Origin of the sequence: Halosaccharopolyspora lacisalsi, from assembly GCF_014137975.1 — a bacterium.
GTDB classification, from domain to species: domain Bacteria; phylum Actinomycetota; class Actinomycetes; order Mycobacteriales; family Pseudonocardiaceae; genus Halosaccharopolyspora; species Halosaccharopolyspora lacisalsi.
On record NZ_JACGWZ010000003.1, the window covers coordinates 63,882 to 81,515 of the forward strand.

Below are 17,634 nucleotides of genomic sequence, written 5' to 3' on the forward strand. Positions count from 1 at the left end.
CCTAAAGTTGTGACCACCCGAAGGAGTGAAGGTGGCGACACCGAACGAGCTACTGGCGCAGATCGCCGACGTCGGTGTGGACGGAAAGCGAGGCGGTTACTCGCGCCACGTCTTCGACCGCGCCGAGCACGAGCTGCGGGACTGGTTCACCGAGCAGGCGCGGGCGCGGGGCATGGAGGTGAACACCGACGCCAACGCGAACCTGTGGGCGTGGTGGGGCGAACCCGGCCCGGACGCGGTGGTCACCGGTAGTCACCTCGACTCCGTACCCGGTGGTGGTGCCCTCGACGGTCCACTCGGCGTCGCGAGTTCGTTGGCGGCGCTGGACCGGCTGCGCGCCGAGGGCGTCCGACCTCGACGGCCGTTGGCGGTGACCGTCTTCGCGGAGGAGGAGGGCGGCAGGTTCGGTGTCCCGTGCCTGGGCTCGCGGCTGCTGGCCGGCACGATCGACCCGGACCGGGTGCGTGAGCTGCGTGATCCCACGGGAGTCGGCTTCGCCGAGGCGATGCGCTCGGCGGGACTCTCCCCGGAGGGGCTCGGTCGGGACGACGAGGCGCTGAGCCGGATCGGTCGCTTCGTGGAGCTGCACGTGGAGCAGGGGCGCGGCCTGGTAGACCGGCAGCGCCCGGTCGCGGTGGCCTCGTCGATCCTGGCCCACGGCAGGTGGCGGTTCCGGTTCGAGGGACAGGGCGACCACGCGGGAACGACCCCGATGGACGATCGCAGGGATCCGATGCTGCCCGCGTCGCACCTGGTCCTGGCCGCGCGGCAGGCCGCGGCCGGAGTCGAGGGAGCCAGGGCTACCGCGGGTCGGATGGTGCCGACACCGGGTGGCACCAACGTCGTCGCATCCACTGTGGACGTCTGGCTCGACGTGCGGTCCCCGTTCGAGGAGCGCACCCGCGAGCTGGTGCTTGCCCTGTCGGAGACCGCACGCGCCCGCGCCGCCGACGAAGGATGCCGCGTGGAGATCACCGAAGAGTCCTGGGCCGACACCGTGTCCTTCGACGCGGCCCTGCGCGACAACCTCACCGAGGTGCTCGACGGTGCTCCCGCGCTGCCCACGGGCGCCGGGCACGACGCCGGAGTCCTGGCGGCGCGGACCCCCTCGGCGATGCTGTTCGTGCGCAACCCCACCGGCATCAGCCACGCGCCGGAGGAACACGCCGAGCCCGACGACTGCGCGGAGGGTGCTGTCGCGCTCGCCCGCGTCCTCGAACATCTGACGGAAGGTGAGCGGAGTTGACGAGCTACTGGTGCGAGTACGCGTGGCTGCCCGAGGGCCCCGCCCGGCGCGTTCTGATCGACGTCGACGACGGCGTCATCACCGGTGTGGCCGGTGACCAGGATCCGCCCGAACGGGCTCGCCGGTTGTACGGGCTGACGCTGCCCGGAATGGCCAACGTTCACTCGCACGCCTTTCACCGCGCGCTGCGCGGGCGCACCGGTGGTGGACGCGGCACGTTCTGGACCTGGCGCGAGCAGATGTACGACGTCGCCGCGCGCCTCGACCCGGACAGCTACTACCGCCTGGCACTCGGGACGTACGCGGAGATGGCGCTGGCGGGGATCACGTGCGTCGGCGAGTTCCACTACCTGCACCACGCTTCGGACGGGGCGCGCTACGACGAACCGAACGCCATGAGCGCGGCCCTGGTACGAGCGGCCTCGGAGGTGGGAATTCGGCTGACGTTGTTGGACGCCTGCTATCTCGACGGAGGTTTCGGAAAGCCCGTCGAAGGGGTCCAGCGGCGTTTCGCGGATGCCGACGTCGACGACTGGCTGAGTCGGGTGGACGGGTACGCAGTGGACTCGAGCAGGGTGCGGTCGGCGGCGGCCCTGCACTCGGTGCGTGCCGTTCCGGTGGAGGCCATCGGCCGGGTGGCCGATTTCGCCGGGGACAACGAGGTCCCGTTGCACGTGCACCTGTCCGAGCAGCGTGGTGAGAACGAGGCGTGCCTGGCCGCTCACGGACGCACACCGACTCAGCTGCTGGACGAGCACGGCGCCCTCGGGGAGGGGACGACGGCGGTTCACGCCACGCATCCGGCGGCGGAGGACGTGGCGCGGCTCGGTGGCAGCCGGACCGGTGTCTGCCTGTGTCCCACGACCGAGGCGGACCTGGCCGACGGCATCGGTCCCGCCGACGCGCTCTCCGTCGCGGGCAGCCCGTTGTCGCTGGGAAGCGACGGGCAGTCGGTGATCGACCCGTTCGCGGAGGCGCGGGCGGTGGAGTCGTCGATGCGCCTGGCCACTCAGCTCCGTGGTCACTTCTCTGGTGCGGAGCTGCTCGGCATGGCCACGAGTGCGGGACACCGGGCGTTGGGCTGGCCGGACGCGGGCGGGATCGACGTCGGAGCCCGCGGTGATCTGGTGACCCTCGACCTCACCACCCCGAGAATGGCCGGGGTTCCCGTCTCGGCCGCGGCGACCGTGGCGACCGCCTCCGACGTCCGCGAGGTGATCTGCGACGGACGGTGGATCGTCCACGAGGGCGTCCACCGGGCGGTGCCCGACAGCGCCTCGCGGCTGCGAGATGCGATCGGCGAGGTCCTCTGAGGCGACGGTTTCCCGGTTTCGGGCGAAACCGGAACCCGCACATCTCGAACAGGTGAACGTTCGTGCGAGAGAAGTAAGGTCCGATCATGACAAGCACTGTGATCACCGGTATCGGTGAGCTCACCACTCAGGACGAAGAACTGGGAAAACTCTCCGATGCCGCGCTTGTGCTCGACGACGACCGCGTGGCGTGGGCCGGGCCCGCCGGGCAGGCGCCGGAAGCCGACAACCGCATCGACGTCGAGGGACGTGCGGTGCTGCCCGGCTGGGTGGACAGTCACACCCACCTGCTCTTCGCCGGGGACCGTACCGCCGAATTCGCCTCGCGCATGGCGGGTGAGCCCTACGGTGCGGGCGGCATCGCGGTCACGGTGGGGGCGACCAGGGCCGCGACCGACGAGGAGCTCGCCGCGAACCTGCGGCGTCACGTGAACGAAGCCCGCGCGCAGGGGACCACCTGCCTGGAGACCAAGACCGGGTACGGGCTCACCGTCGCCGACGAGCTGCGCGCGGCGGAGATCGCCGCCGCCGAGGTCGACGAGGTGACGTTCCTCGGAGCCCACGTGGTCCCGGGGGACACGGACGCCGGCTCCTACGTCGACCTGGTGCGCGGGCGAATGCTGGAGGAGCTGGCCCCGCACGTGAGCTGGTGCGACGTCTTCTGCGAGCAGGGTGCCTTCGACGCCGAGCAGTCCGAGCGGGTGCTGCGGACGGCGCTGCGGCACGGTCTGGGACTCCGGGTCCACGGCAACCAGCTCGCGCCCGGACCGGGAGTGCGGCTCGCCACGAAGCTCGGTGCGGCCAGCGTCGACCACTGCACCCACCTGGAGGAACCGGACGTGGCGGCGCTGGCGGAATCGGACACGGTGGCCACCCTGCTGCCCGCCTGCGACCTGTCCACCCGCCAGCCGTTGCCGGAGGCGCGTGCCCTGCTGGACGCCGGAGCGACCGTGGCACTGGCGTCGAACTGCAATCCCGGTTCGTCCTACACGTCCTCGATGGCTTTCTGCGTGACCACGGCCGTTCTCCAGATGCGCATGAGCGTCGACGAAGCGGTGCGCGCGGCGACGTGGGGTGGTGCCAGGGCACTGCGTCGCGAGCAGGGCGACGGCGCGGTCGGCGTGCTGCGCGCGGGAGCACGCGCCGACGTGCACGTTCTCGACGCACCGAGCACCACGTGGCTGGCTTACCGCCCAGGAGTTCCGCTCACGCACTCGGTGTGGAGCCGTGGCGTGCGAGTGCGGTGACGCCCTTACAGGCCCTTCGCGGTGTGCAGCAGTCCATCGAGGACCACCCGCAGCAACGGGTGCTCCTCCCGGCCGCTCTGGACGGCGGCGAAGACGCGGCGCGTCGGCGGCTGTTCCGCCACGGGACGCACCAGAGCACCGTGGTCGCCTCCCACGGCCGTACGCGGCACCAGCGCGACACCGGTGCCCGCGGCCACCAGGGCCACCACGGCGTGGAAGTCGTCCGAAGTGTGGGTGATGCGCGGAGCGAACCCGGCGTTCTCGCAACAGGTCTGGGTGACCGAGCGGCAGGGGTTGTCCGGTAGCGGCACGATCCAGTCCGACTCGCGCAGATCGTCGAGCGACACCGTCGACCGGTCGCCGAGCCGATGGCCGGGTGGCAGCACGACGTCGAAGGGTTCGACGTAGAGCGGGTAGCGGGTCAGCCTGCGGTGGTCCGGTTGCAGCGTGGAGCTGTACTCCATGGACACCGCGATGTCGATGTCGCCGGTCAGCAGCATCATCAGACTGTTGTGGGCCTCGGCGTCGCGGACCAGCACCGTCACGTCCGGCTCGGTGGCGGCCAAGCCGGCTATCGTCGGTGCCACGACCTGCGTGATGGCCGAGGCGAACGAGGCCACCTCGACCCGGCCGACGGTACCGGCCGAGCAGGCGGCCAGGCTCGCCTCGGCGCGTTCCAGTTCGGCCAGCACGGCCTTGGCGTGCTGGGCCAGCAGCTCCCCGGCGGCCGTCAGCCGCACCCGGCGGCCCCGCCGGGTCAGCAGGGACTGGCCGACCTCGCTTTCCAGCGCGGTGAGTTGCTGGGACACGGCCGAGGGAGTGAGGTACAGCGTCTCGGCCGCCGCGCGCACGGTGCCGTGGTCGGCGAGCGCGCGCAGCACCTGTAGGCGACGCGGGTCAATCATCCCACCCATCCTACCTGCGCAGGAAAAACGCGGTTTCGCGCGAAACCGCGAAAAACCCGCGCGGCGGGGCCTAGTGGGCCGCGAGCTTGTCGCGGGTCCTGACGAACGCCGCGACCGCGCGCTCGATGTCCTCCGACGAGTGCGCCGCCGACATCTGGGTGCGGATGCGAGCCTTGCCGTGCGGGACGACGGGATAGGAGAACCCGATCACGTAGATGCCCTCCTCCAGCAGCAGCTCGGCCATGCGGGCGGCCTCGGCGGCGTCCCCGATCATCACCGGAATGATCGGGTGCTCGCCCGGCAGCAGGTCGAAACCCTCCTCGTGCATCCGGCGGCGGAACAGCTCGCTGTTGTCCCGCAGCCGCTGCCGCAGTTCCGGCTGCGAGGCGACCAGGTCCAGCGCGGCCAACGAGGCCGCCACGATCGGCGGGGCCAGCGAGTTGGAGAACAGGTAGGGCCGGGAGCGCTGTCGCAGCAACTCCACGATCTCGGCCCTGGCAGCGACGTAGCCGCCGCTGGCGCCGCCCAGCGCCTTGCCCAGGGTGCCGGTGATCACGTCGACGCGGTCGGTCACTCCGAACAGCTCCGGCGTTCCGGAGCCGTTCGCGCCGGTGAACCCGGTCGCGTGCGAGTCGTCGACCATCACCATCGCCTCGTGCCGCTCGGCGAGCTCGCAGATCTCGTCCAGCGGAGCGAGGTAGCCGTCCATCGAGAACACGCCGTCGGTGACGATCAGCCGGTGTCGTGCGTCGGCCGTCTCCTTGAGCTGCTGCTCCAGGTCCTGCATGTCGCGGTTGCGGTAGCGCGCGCGCCGAGCCTTGCACAGGCGGATGCCGTCGATGATGCTCGCGTGGTTGAGCTCGTCGGAGATCACCGCGTCACGTTCGTCGAGCAGCGTTTCGAACAGCCCGCCGTTGGCGTCGAAGCACGAGCTGTACAGGATCGTGTCGTCGGTGCCCAGAAACTCCGAGAGCCGCCGCTCAAGCTGCTTGTGGGGCGCCTGGGTGCCGCAGATGAAGCGCACCGACGCCATGCCGAGCCCCCACGTGTCCAGGGCCCCCTTGGCCGCTGACAGCAGCGCCGGGTGGTCGGCCAGCCCGAGGTAGTTGTTGGCGCAGAAGTTGATCAGAGTGGACTCGTCGACGTCCACGCGTGCGCTCTGGGGCGAGTCCAGGACCCGCTCGGGTTTGTACAGGCCCGCCGAACGGATCTCGTCGAGTCGGGACCGTACGTCTTCAGCGGCGCTGAACATCAGTCCACCGTCCAATCCAGGATGACCTTGCCGCAGTGTCCGCCGCGTGCGGTGTCGAACGCCTCGGCGTATCGGGTGTGGGGGAAGCGGTGCGTGATCACGGGGGAGAGGTCCAGCCCGGCCTGGATCAGCACCGACATGGAGTACCAGGTCTCGAACATCTCCCGGCCGTAGATGCCCTTGATCGTGAGCATCTTGAGCACCACCGAGCTCCAGTCGACGCCGAAGTCCTCGGTGGGGAGGCCGAGCATCGCGATCCGGCCGCCGTGAGTCATGTTCTCGACCGTCTCGCGCAGCGCGGCGGGGTTGCCGGAGAGCTCCATGGCGACGTCGAAACCCTCGTCCATGCCGAGGCGATGCTGTGCGTCGACGATGGTGCTCTCCGCCACGTTGACGGTCGTGTCCACGCCGACGCGGCGGGCCAGCTCCAGCCGGGACTCGCTGACGTCGGTGATCGCGACGTGCCTGGCCCCGGCGTGCTTGGCCACTCCGGCGGCCATCAGTCCGATCGGACCCGCGCCTGTGATCAGGACGTCCTCGCCGAGGACCGGAAAGCTCAGCGCGGTGTGCACCGCGTTGCCGAACGGGTCGAAGATCGCGGCCACGTCCGGGTCGATCTCCTGGTGGTGCACCCAGACGTTGTGCTCCGGCAGCTTCGCGTACTCGGCGAAGGCGCCGTCGTACTGCACGCCGATCCCCTTGGTGTTCACGCACAGGTGACGCTTGCCCGCGCGGCAGTTCCGACAGTTCCCGCAGACCAGGTGGCCCTCACCGCTGACGAAGTCACCGACGCTGACCTTGTCGACGGCGCTGCCGACCTCCACGACCTCCCCGGCGAACTCGTGGCCGACCACCAGCGGTGTGGGCACGGTCCGTGCGGCCCAGTCGTCCCAGGACGCGATGTGCAGATCGGTGCCGCAGATCCCGGTTCGCAGGACTCGGACGACGACCTCGTCGGCTCCCGGTGCCGGATCGGGCACCTCGGTGAGCTCCAGACCCGGCGCGGGCGAGGTCTTGACCAGTGCTCGCACGCTACCTCCCTTCGTGACGACCGTCCGGATCGACGGACGGCCACCGAAAGTGTGGCCCCGTGCGTCTCCGCGGGTCCATCACGAGTTTCTGCACTGGCTGGTTAGGCCGGCTACACAGCGGAGCGGATCACGGTGCCTGATCGGCGCCGTCCTCGTCCCCGTCCTCGTTGTCGGCGTCGCCCTCGTCGCGGGCCAGGAAGGTCGCCAGCCGGTCGACGGCGTTCTCGAACTCGGGATTGAGGTCGACGAAGGCACGCATCCGGTCGGCGACCCAGGTCATCCGCACCTCCTCGTCCCCGCGCCGTTCCTCGAGTTCCTCCAGTCCGCGATCGGTGAAGTACACCTCGCCCCTTTCACGTCGATCGTCTTTCAGCGCCTCGCTGACGGCACTGCCGGTTCCTCGGACCCGTAGTTCCAGCTTGTCCAGCGTGGGAACCTCTGAGGGAGGATCCACCTCCACCAGCCGGCCGGTGCTGCGTGCACGCTCGCGAACGGCGTGGTGGAACGGCGATCGGTCGTCATTGCCGCCGGAGTCTCGATGGTCCGCTTCGAACGACGTCATCAGCTTCCCCGGGGAGTGGGACGCACGATCACCCCGGCCTGTTCCAGGAGTCCTACCAGCCGGTCCGTACCAGGGCATGCTAGCTGGTCAGCACATCGCGGGAAGACGAGGACTCCGAGGCGCACGAAACGAAACGGGCCGCCGGTTCGGGTGAACCGGCGGCCCGCGGGGTCCTGCGAGTGCGGATCAGTCCTCGAAGGCGCCCTTGACGACCTGCTCCTGCTCCACGTCGTGGACGGCCTTCAGGCCGGTGGCCGGGGCGGCCATCTGACGCCGCGAGACGCGCTTGATTCCCGCCATCCGCTCCGGGAACAGCTCCGGCAGCGCCAGCCCCAGGAACGGCCACGCACCCTGGTTGGCCGGCTCCTCCTGCGCCCACCGGACGTCGGTGGCGTTGGGGTAGTGCTCCAGCAGCCTGCCCAGCTTGCGGTGCGGCAGCGGGTAGAGCTGCTCCAGGCGCACCAGAGCGGTGTCGGTCAGTCCCTGGTTGGCCCGTTCCGCGGCCAGCTCGTAGTAGAGCTTGCCGGTACACAGCACCAGCCTGCGCACCTGCGCGGGATCGGGTTCGGTCGGATCGTCGATGACCGAGGAGAACTTGCCGGTGGTGAAGTGCTCCACCGGGCTGGTGGCGTCCTTCATCCGCAGCATCTGCTTCGGCGTGAACACGATCAGCGGCCGGTCGATCCCGTCGAGGGCGTGCCTGCGCAGCAGGTGGAAGTAGTTCGCCGGGGTGGAGGGCATGGCCACCGTCATCGAGCCCTCGGCGCACAGCTGCAACCACCGCTCGATGCGCGCCGAGGAGTGGTCCGGGCCCTGACCCTCGTGCCCGTGCGGCAGCAGCAGCACCAGGTCGGAACGCTGCCCCCACTTGGCCTCACCCGAGGAGATGAACTCGTCGATGATCGGCTGCGCACCGTTGAAGAAGTCGCCGAACTGCGCCTCCCACATCACCAGCGCATCGGGGTTGGCCACCGAGTAGCCGTACTCGAAGCCCATGGCGGCGAACTCCGACAGCGCGGAGTCGTAGGCCAGGAACTTCGACTGCTCGGGGGCCAGGTTCTGCAGCGGGGTGTACTCGGTGCCGGTCTTGCGGTCGATGAGCACCGAGTGCCGCTGGCCGAACGTGCCGCGCCGGGTGTCCTGGCCGGTGAGCCGGATCGGGTGCCCACCCGCGGCCAACGACCCCAGTGCCAGCAACTCGCCGAAGGCCCAGTCGATGTCGCCCTCCCGGGCCATCTTGGACCGCCGATCCAGCACGGGCTTGACCCGCGAGTGGGGCGTGAAGCCCTCGGGAAGCTTCGTGTGCGCGTCGCCGATCCGCTGGACCATCTCAGCGGTGACGCTGGTTTCCAGCTTGGACGGGATCTGCTGCTCGGACTCCACCGAGGGGCTCGGCACGGCGCGGCCCTTCTCCAGCTCCCGGACCTCGTTGAACACGTGCTCGAGCTGGCTGGCGTAGTCCTTGAGAGCCTTCTCCGCCTCGTCCACGGAGATGTCACCGCGCCCGATCAGCGACTCGGTGTAGGTCTTGCGGACGCTGCGCATCTTGTCGATCGCGTCGTACATGGTCGGCTGGGTCATCGAGGGGTCGTCACCCTCGTTGTGACCACGGCGCCGGTAGCAGACCATGTCGATGACGACGTCCTTGCCGAAGGTGTGGCGGTACTCCACCGCCAGCTTGGCCACCCACACGCAGGCCTCGGGGTCGTCACCGTTGACGTGGAACACCGGCGAACCGGTCATCTTGGCCACGTCGGTGGAGTACTTGCTGGAACGCCCCTGCTCCGGGCCGGTGGTGTAGCCGACCTGGTTGTTGACGATCACGTGCACGGTGCCGCCGGTGCGGTAGCCGCGCAGTTGCGAGAGGTTCAGCGTCTCGGCGACCACGCCCTGACCGGCGAAAGCCGCGTCCCCGTGCAGCAGCACCGGCAGCACGGTGAAGCCCTTCTGGCCCTTGTCCAGGATGTCCTGCTTGGCGCGGGTGATGCCCTCCAGCACCGGGTCCACGGCTTCCAGGTGCGAGGGGTTGGAGGTCAGCGAGACCTTCGTCTCGCCGTCGCCGAACATCCGGAAGTACTTGCCCTCGGCACCCAGGTGGTACTTGACGTCCCCGGAACCGTGGGCCTGGCCCGGGTCGAGGTTGCCCTCGAACTCCTGGAAGATCTGCGAGATCGGCTTGCCGACGATGTTGGCCAGCACGTTGAGCCGCCCGCGGTGGGGCATGCCGATGACGACCTCGTCGAGCTCGGAGGCGGCCGAGGCGTCCAGCACCGCGTCCAGCAGCGCGACCACCGTCTCGGCCCCCTCCAGCGAGAACCGCTTCTGACCGATGTACTTGGTCTGGAGGAAGGTCTCGAACGCCTCGGCGGCGTTGAGCTTGGACAGGATGTACTTCTGCTCGGAGCTCTCCGGCTTGGCGTGCTCCTGCTCGACCCGGTTCTGCAGCCACTCCCGCTCGTCGGGCTCGAGAATGTGCATGTACTCGACGCCGATCGTGCGGCAGTAGGAGTCACGCAGCACACCGAGCACGTCGCGCAGCTTCATGCGCTCCTGCCCGGCGAACCCGCCGACCGGGAACTCGCGGTCCAGGTCCCACAGCGTGAGGCTGTGCGAGAGCACGTCGAGGTCCTCGTGACGCCGCTGCCGGTAGTTCAGCGGGTCGATGTCGGCCATCAGGTGGCCGCGGGTGCGGTAAGCGTCGATGAGTTCGAGCACCCGCGCGGTCTTGTCCACCGCGCCCTCGGGAATGTCCTGCGTCCAGCGCACCGGCTCGTAGGGGATGCGCAGCGACGTGAAGATGTCGTCGAAGAACCCGTCGCCGCCGAGCAGCAGCTCGTGCATCCTGCGCAGGAAGTCCCCCGACTCCGCGCCCTGGATGATCCGGTGGTCGTAGGTGGAGGTCAGCGTCACGATCTTGCTGATCCCCATCTCGGTCAGGGCCTTGTCACTGGCGCCCTGGAACTCGGCGGGGTAGTCCATCGCCCCGATACCGATGATCGCGCTCTGGCCCGCGGTCAGCCGCGGCACCGAGTGGTTCGTCCCGCTGGGGCCGGGGTTGGTCAGCGAGATCGTGGTGCCCGCGAAGTCCTCGGTCGTCAGCGCGTTGTTCCGCGCCTTGCGGATGATGTCCTCGTAGGCCTGCCAGAACTGCTGGAAGTTCATCTCCTCGCAGCCCTTGATGGAGGCCACCACGAGGTTGCGCGTTCCGTCCTTGCCCGCCTGGTCGATGGCCAGACCGAGGTTGATGTGCTCCGGCGTGACCGCGGCGGGCTTGCCCTTGGCGTCCACGTCGTAGTGGCGGTTCATGTTCGGGAACTCCCGCAGCGCCCGGATCAGCGCGTAGCCGATCAGGTGCGTGAAGGAGATCTTGCCGCCCTTGTTCCGCTTCAGGTGATTGTTGATCACGATGCGGTTGTCGAACAGGAGCTTGGCCGGAACCGCGCGCACGCTCGTGGCGGTCGGCACGGTCAGCGACTGCTCCATGTTCTTGGCGATCGCCGCCGAAGCTCCGCGCAGCGTCTTGGTCTGCTCCCCGGACGTTTCCTCGGTGGTCTTGCTCGACTTGGCCGGTTGCGCCGCGGGCTCCGACGGTTGGGCCGGCTTCGCCGCCGTGCTCTCGGTGGCAGTACCGCCGGCTGGACTCGGGGATGCCGCGCTGCCGGTGTCGGCGGAGCGGACCTGCCCGTTGCTTTCGGCCGCGCGGGTGGTTGTCGTGGTCGCGGAGGACGTCGCACCGGCCGCCGCGGTCGGGGTCTGGGAGGTCGCCCGGGCCGGGGGCACGTAGTCGGCGAAGAATTCGTGCCACGCCGAGTCTACCGAGGAGGGATCGTTGAGGTACTGCTCGTACATCTCCTCGATCAACCACTCGTTGGGGCCGAACTGTGACGCAGGGCTGCTGCTGGACACGGCTGGCTTTCGCCTCGATCCATCTGCTCGTGGTTTTCAGACACTCGCCTACCAGGCTAACGGTCCGCTTCGGGGGGTTGGCACACTCCTGCGGCTCCGTGGCGGGGAGGTCGCTCACAAAATCGATCAGGAAACCCCTTGTCGTGGACCGTTGCGGCTGTTCGGGCGATGCCTGGCTTTCCGGCTGGGGGTATCATGGGGGGCTTTGCGTTGTCACGGCCCGGCGAGGTCGTCGGCGGCGACGCCGCCGCTCGGGCGGTTTGTGACGTTTCGCTCATTTGCTCGTTATCCCATTCTACGGGCGTCGTCCCCCGTTCACTGGGACTGAGGGGAGACGCCGACCGCTTCGTGCGGCCCGGAGGCCGCGGTGCCGCCGGCGTTCCACAGCCGCTCGTAGTGGCCGCCCGCGTTCACCAGCTCCGAATGCGTGCCCTGCTCCACGATGCGCCCGTCGACCAGCACCAGGATGCGGTCGGCACGAGCGGCGGTGACCAGCCTGTGCGCGACGACGAAGGTCGTGCGACGTGCGGCGAGCCTGTCCCCGGCCGCCACCACCGCCGACTCGGTGGCCGGATCCAGGGCGGCGGTCGCCTCGTCCAGCAGCAGCAGGGCGGGGTCGACCAGCTCGGCACGGGACAGTGCCACCAGCTGGCGCTGACCGGCGGAGAGGTTGTGCCCCCGCTCCCCGGCCTGCTGGCGGAACCCGTTCGGCAGTGCCGCGATCCCGGGCAGCGCTCCGACGCGGTGGGCGGCGTCCTCGATCTCGGCCGGGGTGGCGTCGGGACGCCCGTAGGCGATGTTCTCGGCGATGTCGCGAGCGAACAGGTGGCCTTCCTGCGGCACGACGGCCAGCCGGTGGTGGTAGGCCGAGATCTCGAAGTCTCGCACGTCCGCCCCGTCCACCAGCACGGCTCCCTCGGACACGTCGTAGAACCGTGAGAGCAGTTTGACCAGCGTCGATTTCCCCGCACCCGTGGCGCCCACCAGCGCCACCGTCTCGCCCGGCCGCACCCGCAGGTTGATGTCGCGGAGCGCGGGGCGCTCGGCTCCGGGATAGTGGAACGACACGTCGCGCAGCTCGACGGCGCCGCCGAGTCGCTCGGGCATCGCGATCGGATCGGCGGGCTCGGGCACCGACGTCGGTGTGCGCAGCAGCCCGCCGATGCGGCGCAGTCCCACCTTGGCCTGCTGGTAGGCGTCGAAGACGCTGGAAAGCTGCTGCACCGGGCTGAAGAACAGCCCCAGGTAGAGCAGGAAGGCGATCAGCACACCGGGCGTGAGCTGCCCGGCCGCCACTCGGAAGGCACCGACTCCCAGCACGGCCGCCGTGGCGATCTCGGACAGCAGGGAGATGAAGGGGAAGTAGGTGGCGATGTAGCGCTGCGCGCGCAGCCGCGAGCGCCGGTAGGCGTCGCTGCGCCGCGCGAACATCCTCGCCGAGTGCCGCTCACGCTGGTGGGCCTGCGCCACCCGCAGCCCGGAGACGTTCTCCTGCATGTCGGCATTGACGGCGCTGACCCGTTCGCGCGCCTCGGCGTAGGCCGTCGACGAGACCCTCCGGAAGATCACCGTGGCCACCACCAGAGGCGGCAGCACCGACATCGCCACCAGCGCCAGCGACGGATCGGTGACCAGCAGGGACACGGCGATGCCGACGAGGGTGAGCACGCTGACCACCGCCGTGGCCAGCCCCGTTTGCAGGAACGACGACAGCGCGTCGACATCGGTGGTCATCCGGGTCATGATCCGTCCGGACAGCTCCCGCTCGTAGTAGTCCAACCCGAGCCGCTGCAGGTGCGCGAAGCTGCGCAACCGCAGCATGTAGAGCAGCGTCTCCCCGGTCCGCGCGGTGACCACCGTCTGGAGCCGCACCAGTACCCAGCTCGCCAGCACGACCAGCGCACCGAGAGCCGTGACCGTCCACAGCACCGTGGTGTCGCCGGTGCCGACGCCGCCGTCCACGCCCCACCGCACCAGCGACGGCAGTGCGACGGAGCTCAGGGCGCTGCCCGCCACCAGCAGGATCGTCGCCACCAGTCCCCAGCGGATCGGCCGGAACAGCCGTCTCAGCCGGAACCCGGTATCGGTGGCCGTGACGTCCTCGTCACCCGGGTCGGGGGAGTCCGTGGCCTTCGGGAGCCTGCTCAGCCCCTCGGCGAGTTCGGGGGCCGATCCCGGAGACGCCGCGGCGGCCTGATCGCCACCGTCGGTACGTCGGGACCCCGGATGCGGCCACAAGCGCGCGGTGACGCCCTCTTCCCGCGACACCCCGCGCCGTACCGGCGCGTCGATCGTCGACCCCGTGGTGGCCAGCAGCTTGCCGAACAGTTCGCACCGCTGTTCCAGTTCCCGTTGCGTGCCGATGTCGACGACGCGACCCTCGTCGAGGACCGCGATCCGGTCGGCCAGCGCCAGCGTGGAACGGCGGTGCGCCACCAGCAGCGTCGTGCGCTGCGCCGTCACCGAACGCAGGGTGTCGTGGATGGAGGCCTCGGTGTTCGGGTCCACCGCCGAGGTCGCGTCGTCCAGAATCAGGACCCTCGGATCGGACAGCAGCGCCCTGGCCAGCGCGATTCGCTGGCGCTGACCTCCCGAGAGGGTGAGGCCGCGCTCGCCGACCAGGGTGTCGTAGCCCTCCGGAAGGGCGCTGGCGAACTCGTGGGCCTCGGCGGCCTTGGCCGCGGCCACCACCTCCTCCTCGGAAGCGTCGGGGCGACCGTAGGCGATGTTGCCGCGGACGGTGTCGGAGAACAGGAAGGCTTCCTCGAACACGACCCCCACGGCCGCCCGCAGGGACTCCATCCGCACCTCGCGGATGTCGGGTGCGGGAGCGTCGCCGTCGGTACCGATCCGGATGCTTCCCCCGTGCACGTCGTAGAAACGCGGCAGCAGCAGGGACACGGTCGACTTGCCCGATCCGGCCGGGCCGACGAGCGCGACCGTCTCACCCGGTCGAACCCGCAGCTCGGCCCCTTGGAGCACGGGCTGGTCGCGGGTGTATCCGAACTCGACGTCGTCCAGTTCGACCCGCAGGGGTCCGCTCGGCAGGTCCACCGCGTCCGGTGCGTCCCCCACCTCGGGACGGGAGTCGATCAGGTCGTGGATCCGCTCCGCGCCCGCTCGCGCGAGCTGTCCCTGCACGAGCAGGCTGGACAGCATCCGCGCCGGCCCGGTCAGCATCGTCACGTAGCTGACGAAAGCCACGAAGGTGCCCAGACTGATCTGACCTCGCAGCACCAACCAGCCGCCCAGGCCCAGCACGCCGACCTGGCCCGCAGCGGGCAGCGCTTGCAGGCTCGCCGAGGGCTGCGCGCTCATACGCGCCGATCGGAGCCGGTTGGCGAACAGGGTGCGCGCTCTCGAGCCGAGCCGGTCCACCTCCCGGGACTCCTGGCCGAAGCCCTTCACGACACGAACGCCGGTGACGGTCTCCTCGACCTGCTGGGCGATGTCGGCCGCGCTTTGCTGGGCGGCCCAGGTGGCGGGGAACAGTCTTTTCCTGCTGCGTACCGAAACCACGGCGATCAACGGCCCCACGGTCAGCGAGATCACCGTGAGCAGGGGTGAGAGCACGAACATCGCTACGAACGCGAACACCGCCAGGATCACCATGCCGACGCCCATCGGCAGCATCGCCAGCAGCGAGTACACCAGCTGCAGATCGGTGATCGACCGGGAGACGACCTGGCCGGTGCGCAGCGTGTCCTGCTTGCCGCCGTCCAGGCGCTGTACCGAGGAGAAGACCGCTCGGCGCAGGTCGTGCTGCACGTTGACGGCCAGTTTGCCCGCCGAGTAGCGGCGTACGAAGGACGCGCCGAAGCGGAACACCCCCAGACCCACCATCGCGGCAACGATCCAGCCCAGCCGCTCGGTGCTGTGCGCGACCGCGTCGTCCATGGCGGTCCTGGTCAGCAGTGGCACGAGCGCTTCGACGCCGACAGCCGTGGCCGAGGCCGTCAGGGAGAGCACGACGGGCAGGGGGTGCTGCCAGCACGTGGCGGCGAGCCGGCGGACCCAGCCTTCCGGCGGGCGGGTGGTGTCGCTGGTTTCGGGCACCCTCTCAGGCTATGTCGCCGCGCGGTGACGTTCCGGCTGATGTGCGAGACGTAGCGCGCAGATCCCTGGCTTCGGCCGAGGGGAGAACGTCGAGTTCTGCGGAACGCAGGGACCCGGTGGGACAGGTGCACGGTGCTCGGGTCGCGGGCGGTCGACGTCCGCGGTTCTCCTACCGGCCCCTGTGCGAGCCGGCCCGTGGACCCGTCACGTGATGTCGCGCTGGCGGCTGAGTAGCCACCCTCCGGCCGCGAACACGGCGGCGTAACCGGTGAAGATCAGCAGACTGACCCACCACGTGTGAACGACGGAACCGCCGGTGAAGACGTTCAGCGCATCGGACGCCTCCGGGGGGACGTAGCGGCCGGTGCTCTGCTTCAGGTCCTGGATGAAGATCGGTACCGCCACGTTGCCCACGATCCCGCCGCCCGCTGCCGCGGGCAGGTACGCCCCCGCGGAAGTGAGCCCGGCCCTGACGAACACGGACGCCAGGATGGACTCGATCACGAACCTGTAGACCAGCAGCGAGGTGATGGCCGCGACCGAGTTGACCACCAGGGCTCCGAAGCCGACCCCCAGCACTGTCCACAGCACCATCGCCAGCAGGCCCGCTCCGCCGACGGCCAGCCAGTCCAGCGGGTCGCCGAAACCGTCGATCCCGGATCCCAGCAGTCCGCCGAGGCTGCCGAACAGGAAGTTGGCCACCCCGTAGCCCAGTCCCACGCTGGCGTAGGCGATGAGCTTGGCGCCGATCACGGCGCCCCGCGGGCTACCGGTGAGGAAGGTCGTGGTGATGCTCCTGTTGCGGTGTTCGGCCGCGACGGCCATCGCCCCGAACAGCGCGGCGAACAGCGTGCTGAAGTTCGTCGACATCGACACGGTGAGCAGTCCCACGGGCAGCGTCGTGCCCAGATCCGCCCGGAGCTGGTCGAGCGAACCGAAGTAGGTGCCGAACCAGCCCGCGCCGAAGCTCAGCACCACCACCGGCACGAGCAGCGCCCACCACAGGTTGATGGTGAAGATCTTGCGGAACTCCGCCTTGACCAGCGCACCCATTTAGAAGCCGCCTCCGAAACCGCTGTTGCCGCCCTGCTGATCCTGTCGTCCGGCTCCGGGAGCGGCCCATCGGGGGTCGGCACCGCCCTGGGCGTACTGGCCGCCGGTGTACTGCCCGCTGGTGAGCTGGAAGAAGAGTTGCTCGAGATCGATCCGCTCGTCCTGCATGCCGTAGAGCGCGATCCCGGCCTGCAGGGCGAGGTCGGCCACGGTGCGCGAGTCCGTGTCCGGCACGGCCAACCTGCCGTCCTGGAGGTAATGCGCGTCCATCCCCGCCTGTCGCAGCGATTCCACCAGCTTGCCCGGATCCGACGCCTCCACCAGCACGCGGGAGCGCTGGGCCGAGCGCAACTGTTCGAGGTCGCCGTCGTAGACGCACCGCCCGCGACTGATGATCACGACGCGGTCCACGGTGTGCTCCATCTCGCGCAGCAGGTGGCTGGAGATCAGCACGGTGCGCCCGGTGGCGGCGAAGGACCTGAGGAACCCGCGCAGCCAGGCGATGCCCTCCGGATCGAGCCCGTTGGACGGTTCGTCCAGGATCAGCACCTGGGGGTCGCCGAGCAGGGCCGTGGCCAGGGCCAGTCGTTGGTGCATCCCGAGCGAGAACCCGCCCGTCCTGCGGGTGGCCGCGCCGCTGAGCCCGACCAGTTCCAACACCTGGTCGGCCCGCTCGTCGGGCACGTTCATCGCCGCACCATAGCTGCGCAGGTGGTTGCGGGCCGTCCGGCCGGGATGGAAGCCCTGGGACTCCAGGACCGCTCCGACCACGGTGGCCGGGTTCGACAGCTGCGCGAACGGAACCCCGTTGATCACGGCCGCACCGGAGCTCGGGGTGATCAACCCCAGCAGCATCCGCAGCGTCGTGGTCTTGCCCGATCCGTTGGGGCCGAGAAAGCCGGTCACCGAACCCGGCTCGACCGTGAAGCTGAGGTCGGTGACCGCGTTGATCGGCCCGAAGCTCTTGCTCAGTCCCCCCACCGCGATCCGGCCGCTGCCGTCGTGCACGCGTTCCTCCAGGCTTACGGGATGTCGCACGACGTCGTCCGGACGGCGTGCACCG

Annotated in this window: 11 protein-coding genes; 3 read left to right on the forward strand and 8 right to left on the reverse strand. The window is 69.7% G+C overall.

Translation table 11 applies throughout. The annotated features are described in order from the left end of the window. Window positions 1-31 precede the first annotated feature (31 nt). The 3 genes from FHX42_RS11815 to hutI all read left to right on the forward strand — a co-directional run bounded on the left by FHX42_RS11815 (window position 32) and on the right by hutI (window position 3,806). Entirely contained in the window at window positions 32-1,246 is a 1,215-nt protein-coding gene (locus tag FHX42_RS11815; protein WP_182544333.1) for an allantoate amidohydrolase, read from the forward strand. Then, window positions 1,243-2,559, forward strand: coding sequence for a formimidoylglutamate deiminase (locus FHX42_RS11820; protein WP_182544334.1), 1,317 nt, complete (start codon window positions 1,243-1,245; stop codon window positions 2,557-2,559). Before FHX42_RS11815 ends, FHX42_RS11820 begins: the two co-directional genes overlap by 4 nt. 86 nt (window positions 2,560-2,645) lie before the next feature. Further along, window positions 2,646-3,806, forward strand: a complete 1,161-nt coding sequence (gene hutI, locus FHX42_RS11825) for an imidazolonepropionase (protein WP_182544335.1) — start codon at window positions 2,646-2,648, stop codon at window positions 3,804-3,806. Between the two features lie 5 nt (window positions 3,807-3,811). On the opposite strand, the gene FHX42_RS11830 is transcribed toward hutI, so the two are convergent. The 8 genes from FHX42_RS11830 to FHX42_RS11865 form a co-directional block, all read right to left on the reverse strand. Then, window positions 3,812-4,711 carry a LysR family transcriptional regulator gene (locus FHX42_RS11830; RefSeq protein ID WP_182544336.1) on the reverse strand — a complete coding sequence of 300 codons (900 nt, stop codon included), beginning with the start codon at window positions 4,709-4,711 and terminating at the stop codon, window positions 3,812-3,814. 70 nt (window positions 4,712-4,781) lie between these two features. Then, on the reverse strand, window positions 4,782-5,963 hold the full coding sequence (locus FHX42_RS11835; RefSeq protein WP_182544337.1) for a glycine C-acetyltransferase: 1,182 nt from the start codon (window positions 5,961-5,963) through the stop codon (window positions 4,782-4,784). Beyond that, a complete protein-coding gene (gene tdh / locus FHX42_RS11840; RefSeq protein WP_182544338.1) occupies window positions 5,963-6,994 on the reverse strand; it encodes an L-threonine 3-dehydrogenase in 1,032 nt (343 codons plus the stop codon). The genes FHX42_RS11835 and tdh overlap by 1 nt, the downstream gene beginning before the upstream one ends. A gap of 127 nt (window positions 6,995-7,121) precedes the next feature. Next, window positions 7,122-7,337, reverse strand: coding sequence for a DUF6104 family protein (locus FHX42_RS11845; protein ID WP_182544750.1), 216 nt, complete (start codon window positions 7,335-7,337; stop codon window positions 7,122-7,124). 405 nt (window positions 7,338-7,742) lie between these two features. Further along, on the reverse strand, window positions 7,743-11,462 hold the full coding sequence (locus FHX42_RS11850; protein WP_182544339.1) for a multifunctional oxoglutarate decarboxylase/oxoglutarate dehydrogenase thiamine pyrophosphate-binding subunit/dihydrolipoyllysine-residue succinyltransferase subunit: 3,720 nt from the start codon (window positions 11,460-11,462) through the stop codon (window positions 7,743-7,745). A 315-nt stretch (window positions 11,463-11,777) separates the two neighbouring features. Continuing rightward, a complete protein-coding gene (locus FHX42_RS11855) occupies window positions 11,778-15,518 on the reverse strand; it encodes an ABC transporter ATP-binding protein (RefSeq protein WP_182544340.1) in 3,741 nt (1,246 codons plus the stop codon). 204 nt (window positions 15,519-15,722) lie between these two features. Further along, window positions 15,723-16,571 (reverse strand): ABC transporter permease, encoded by an 849-nt coding sequence (locus FHX42_RS11860; RefSeq protein WP_182544341.1) that lies wholly within the window; start codon window positions 16,569-16,571, stop codon window positions 15,723-15,725. Beyond that, window positions 16,572-17,579 carry an ABC transporter ATP-binding protein gene (locus FHX42_RS11865; RefSeq protein ID WP_182544752.1) on the reverse strand — a complete coding sequence of 336 codons (1,008 nt, stop codon included), beginning with the start codon at window positions 17,577-17,579 and terminating at the stop codon, window positions 16,572-16,574. Between the last annotated feature and the right edge of the window lie 55 nt (window positions 17,580-17,634).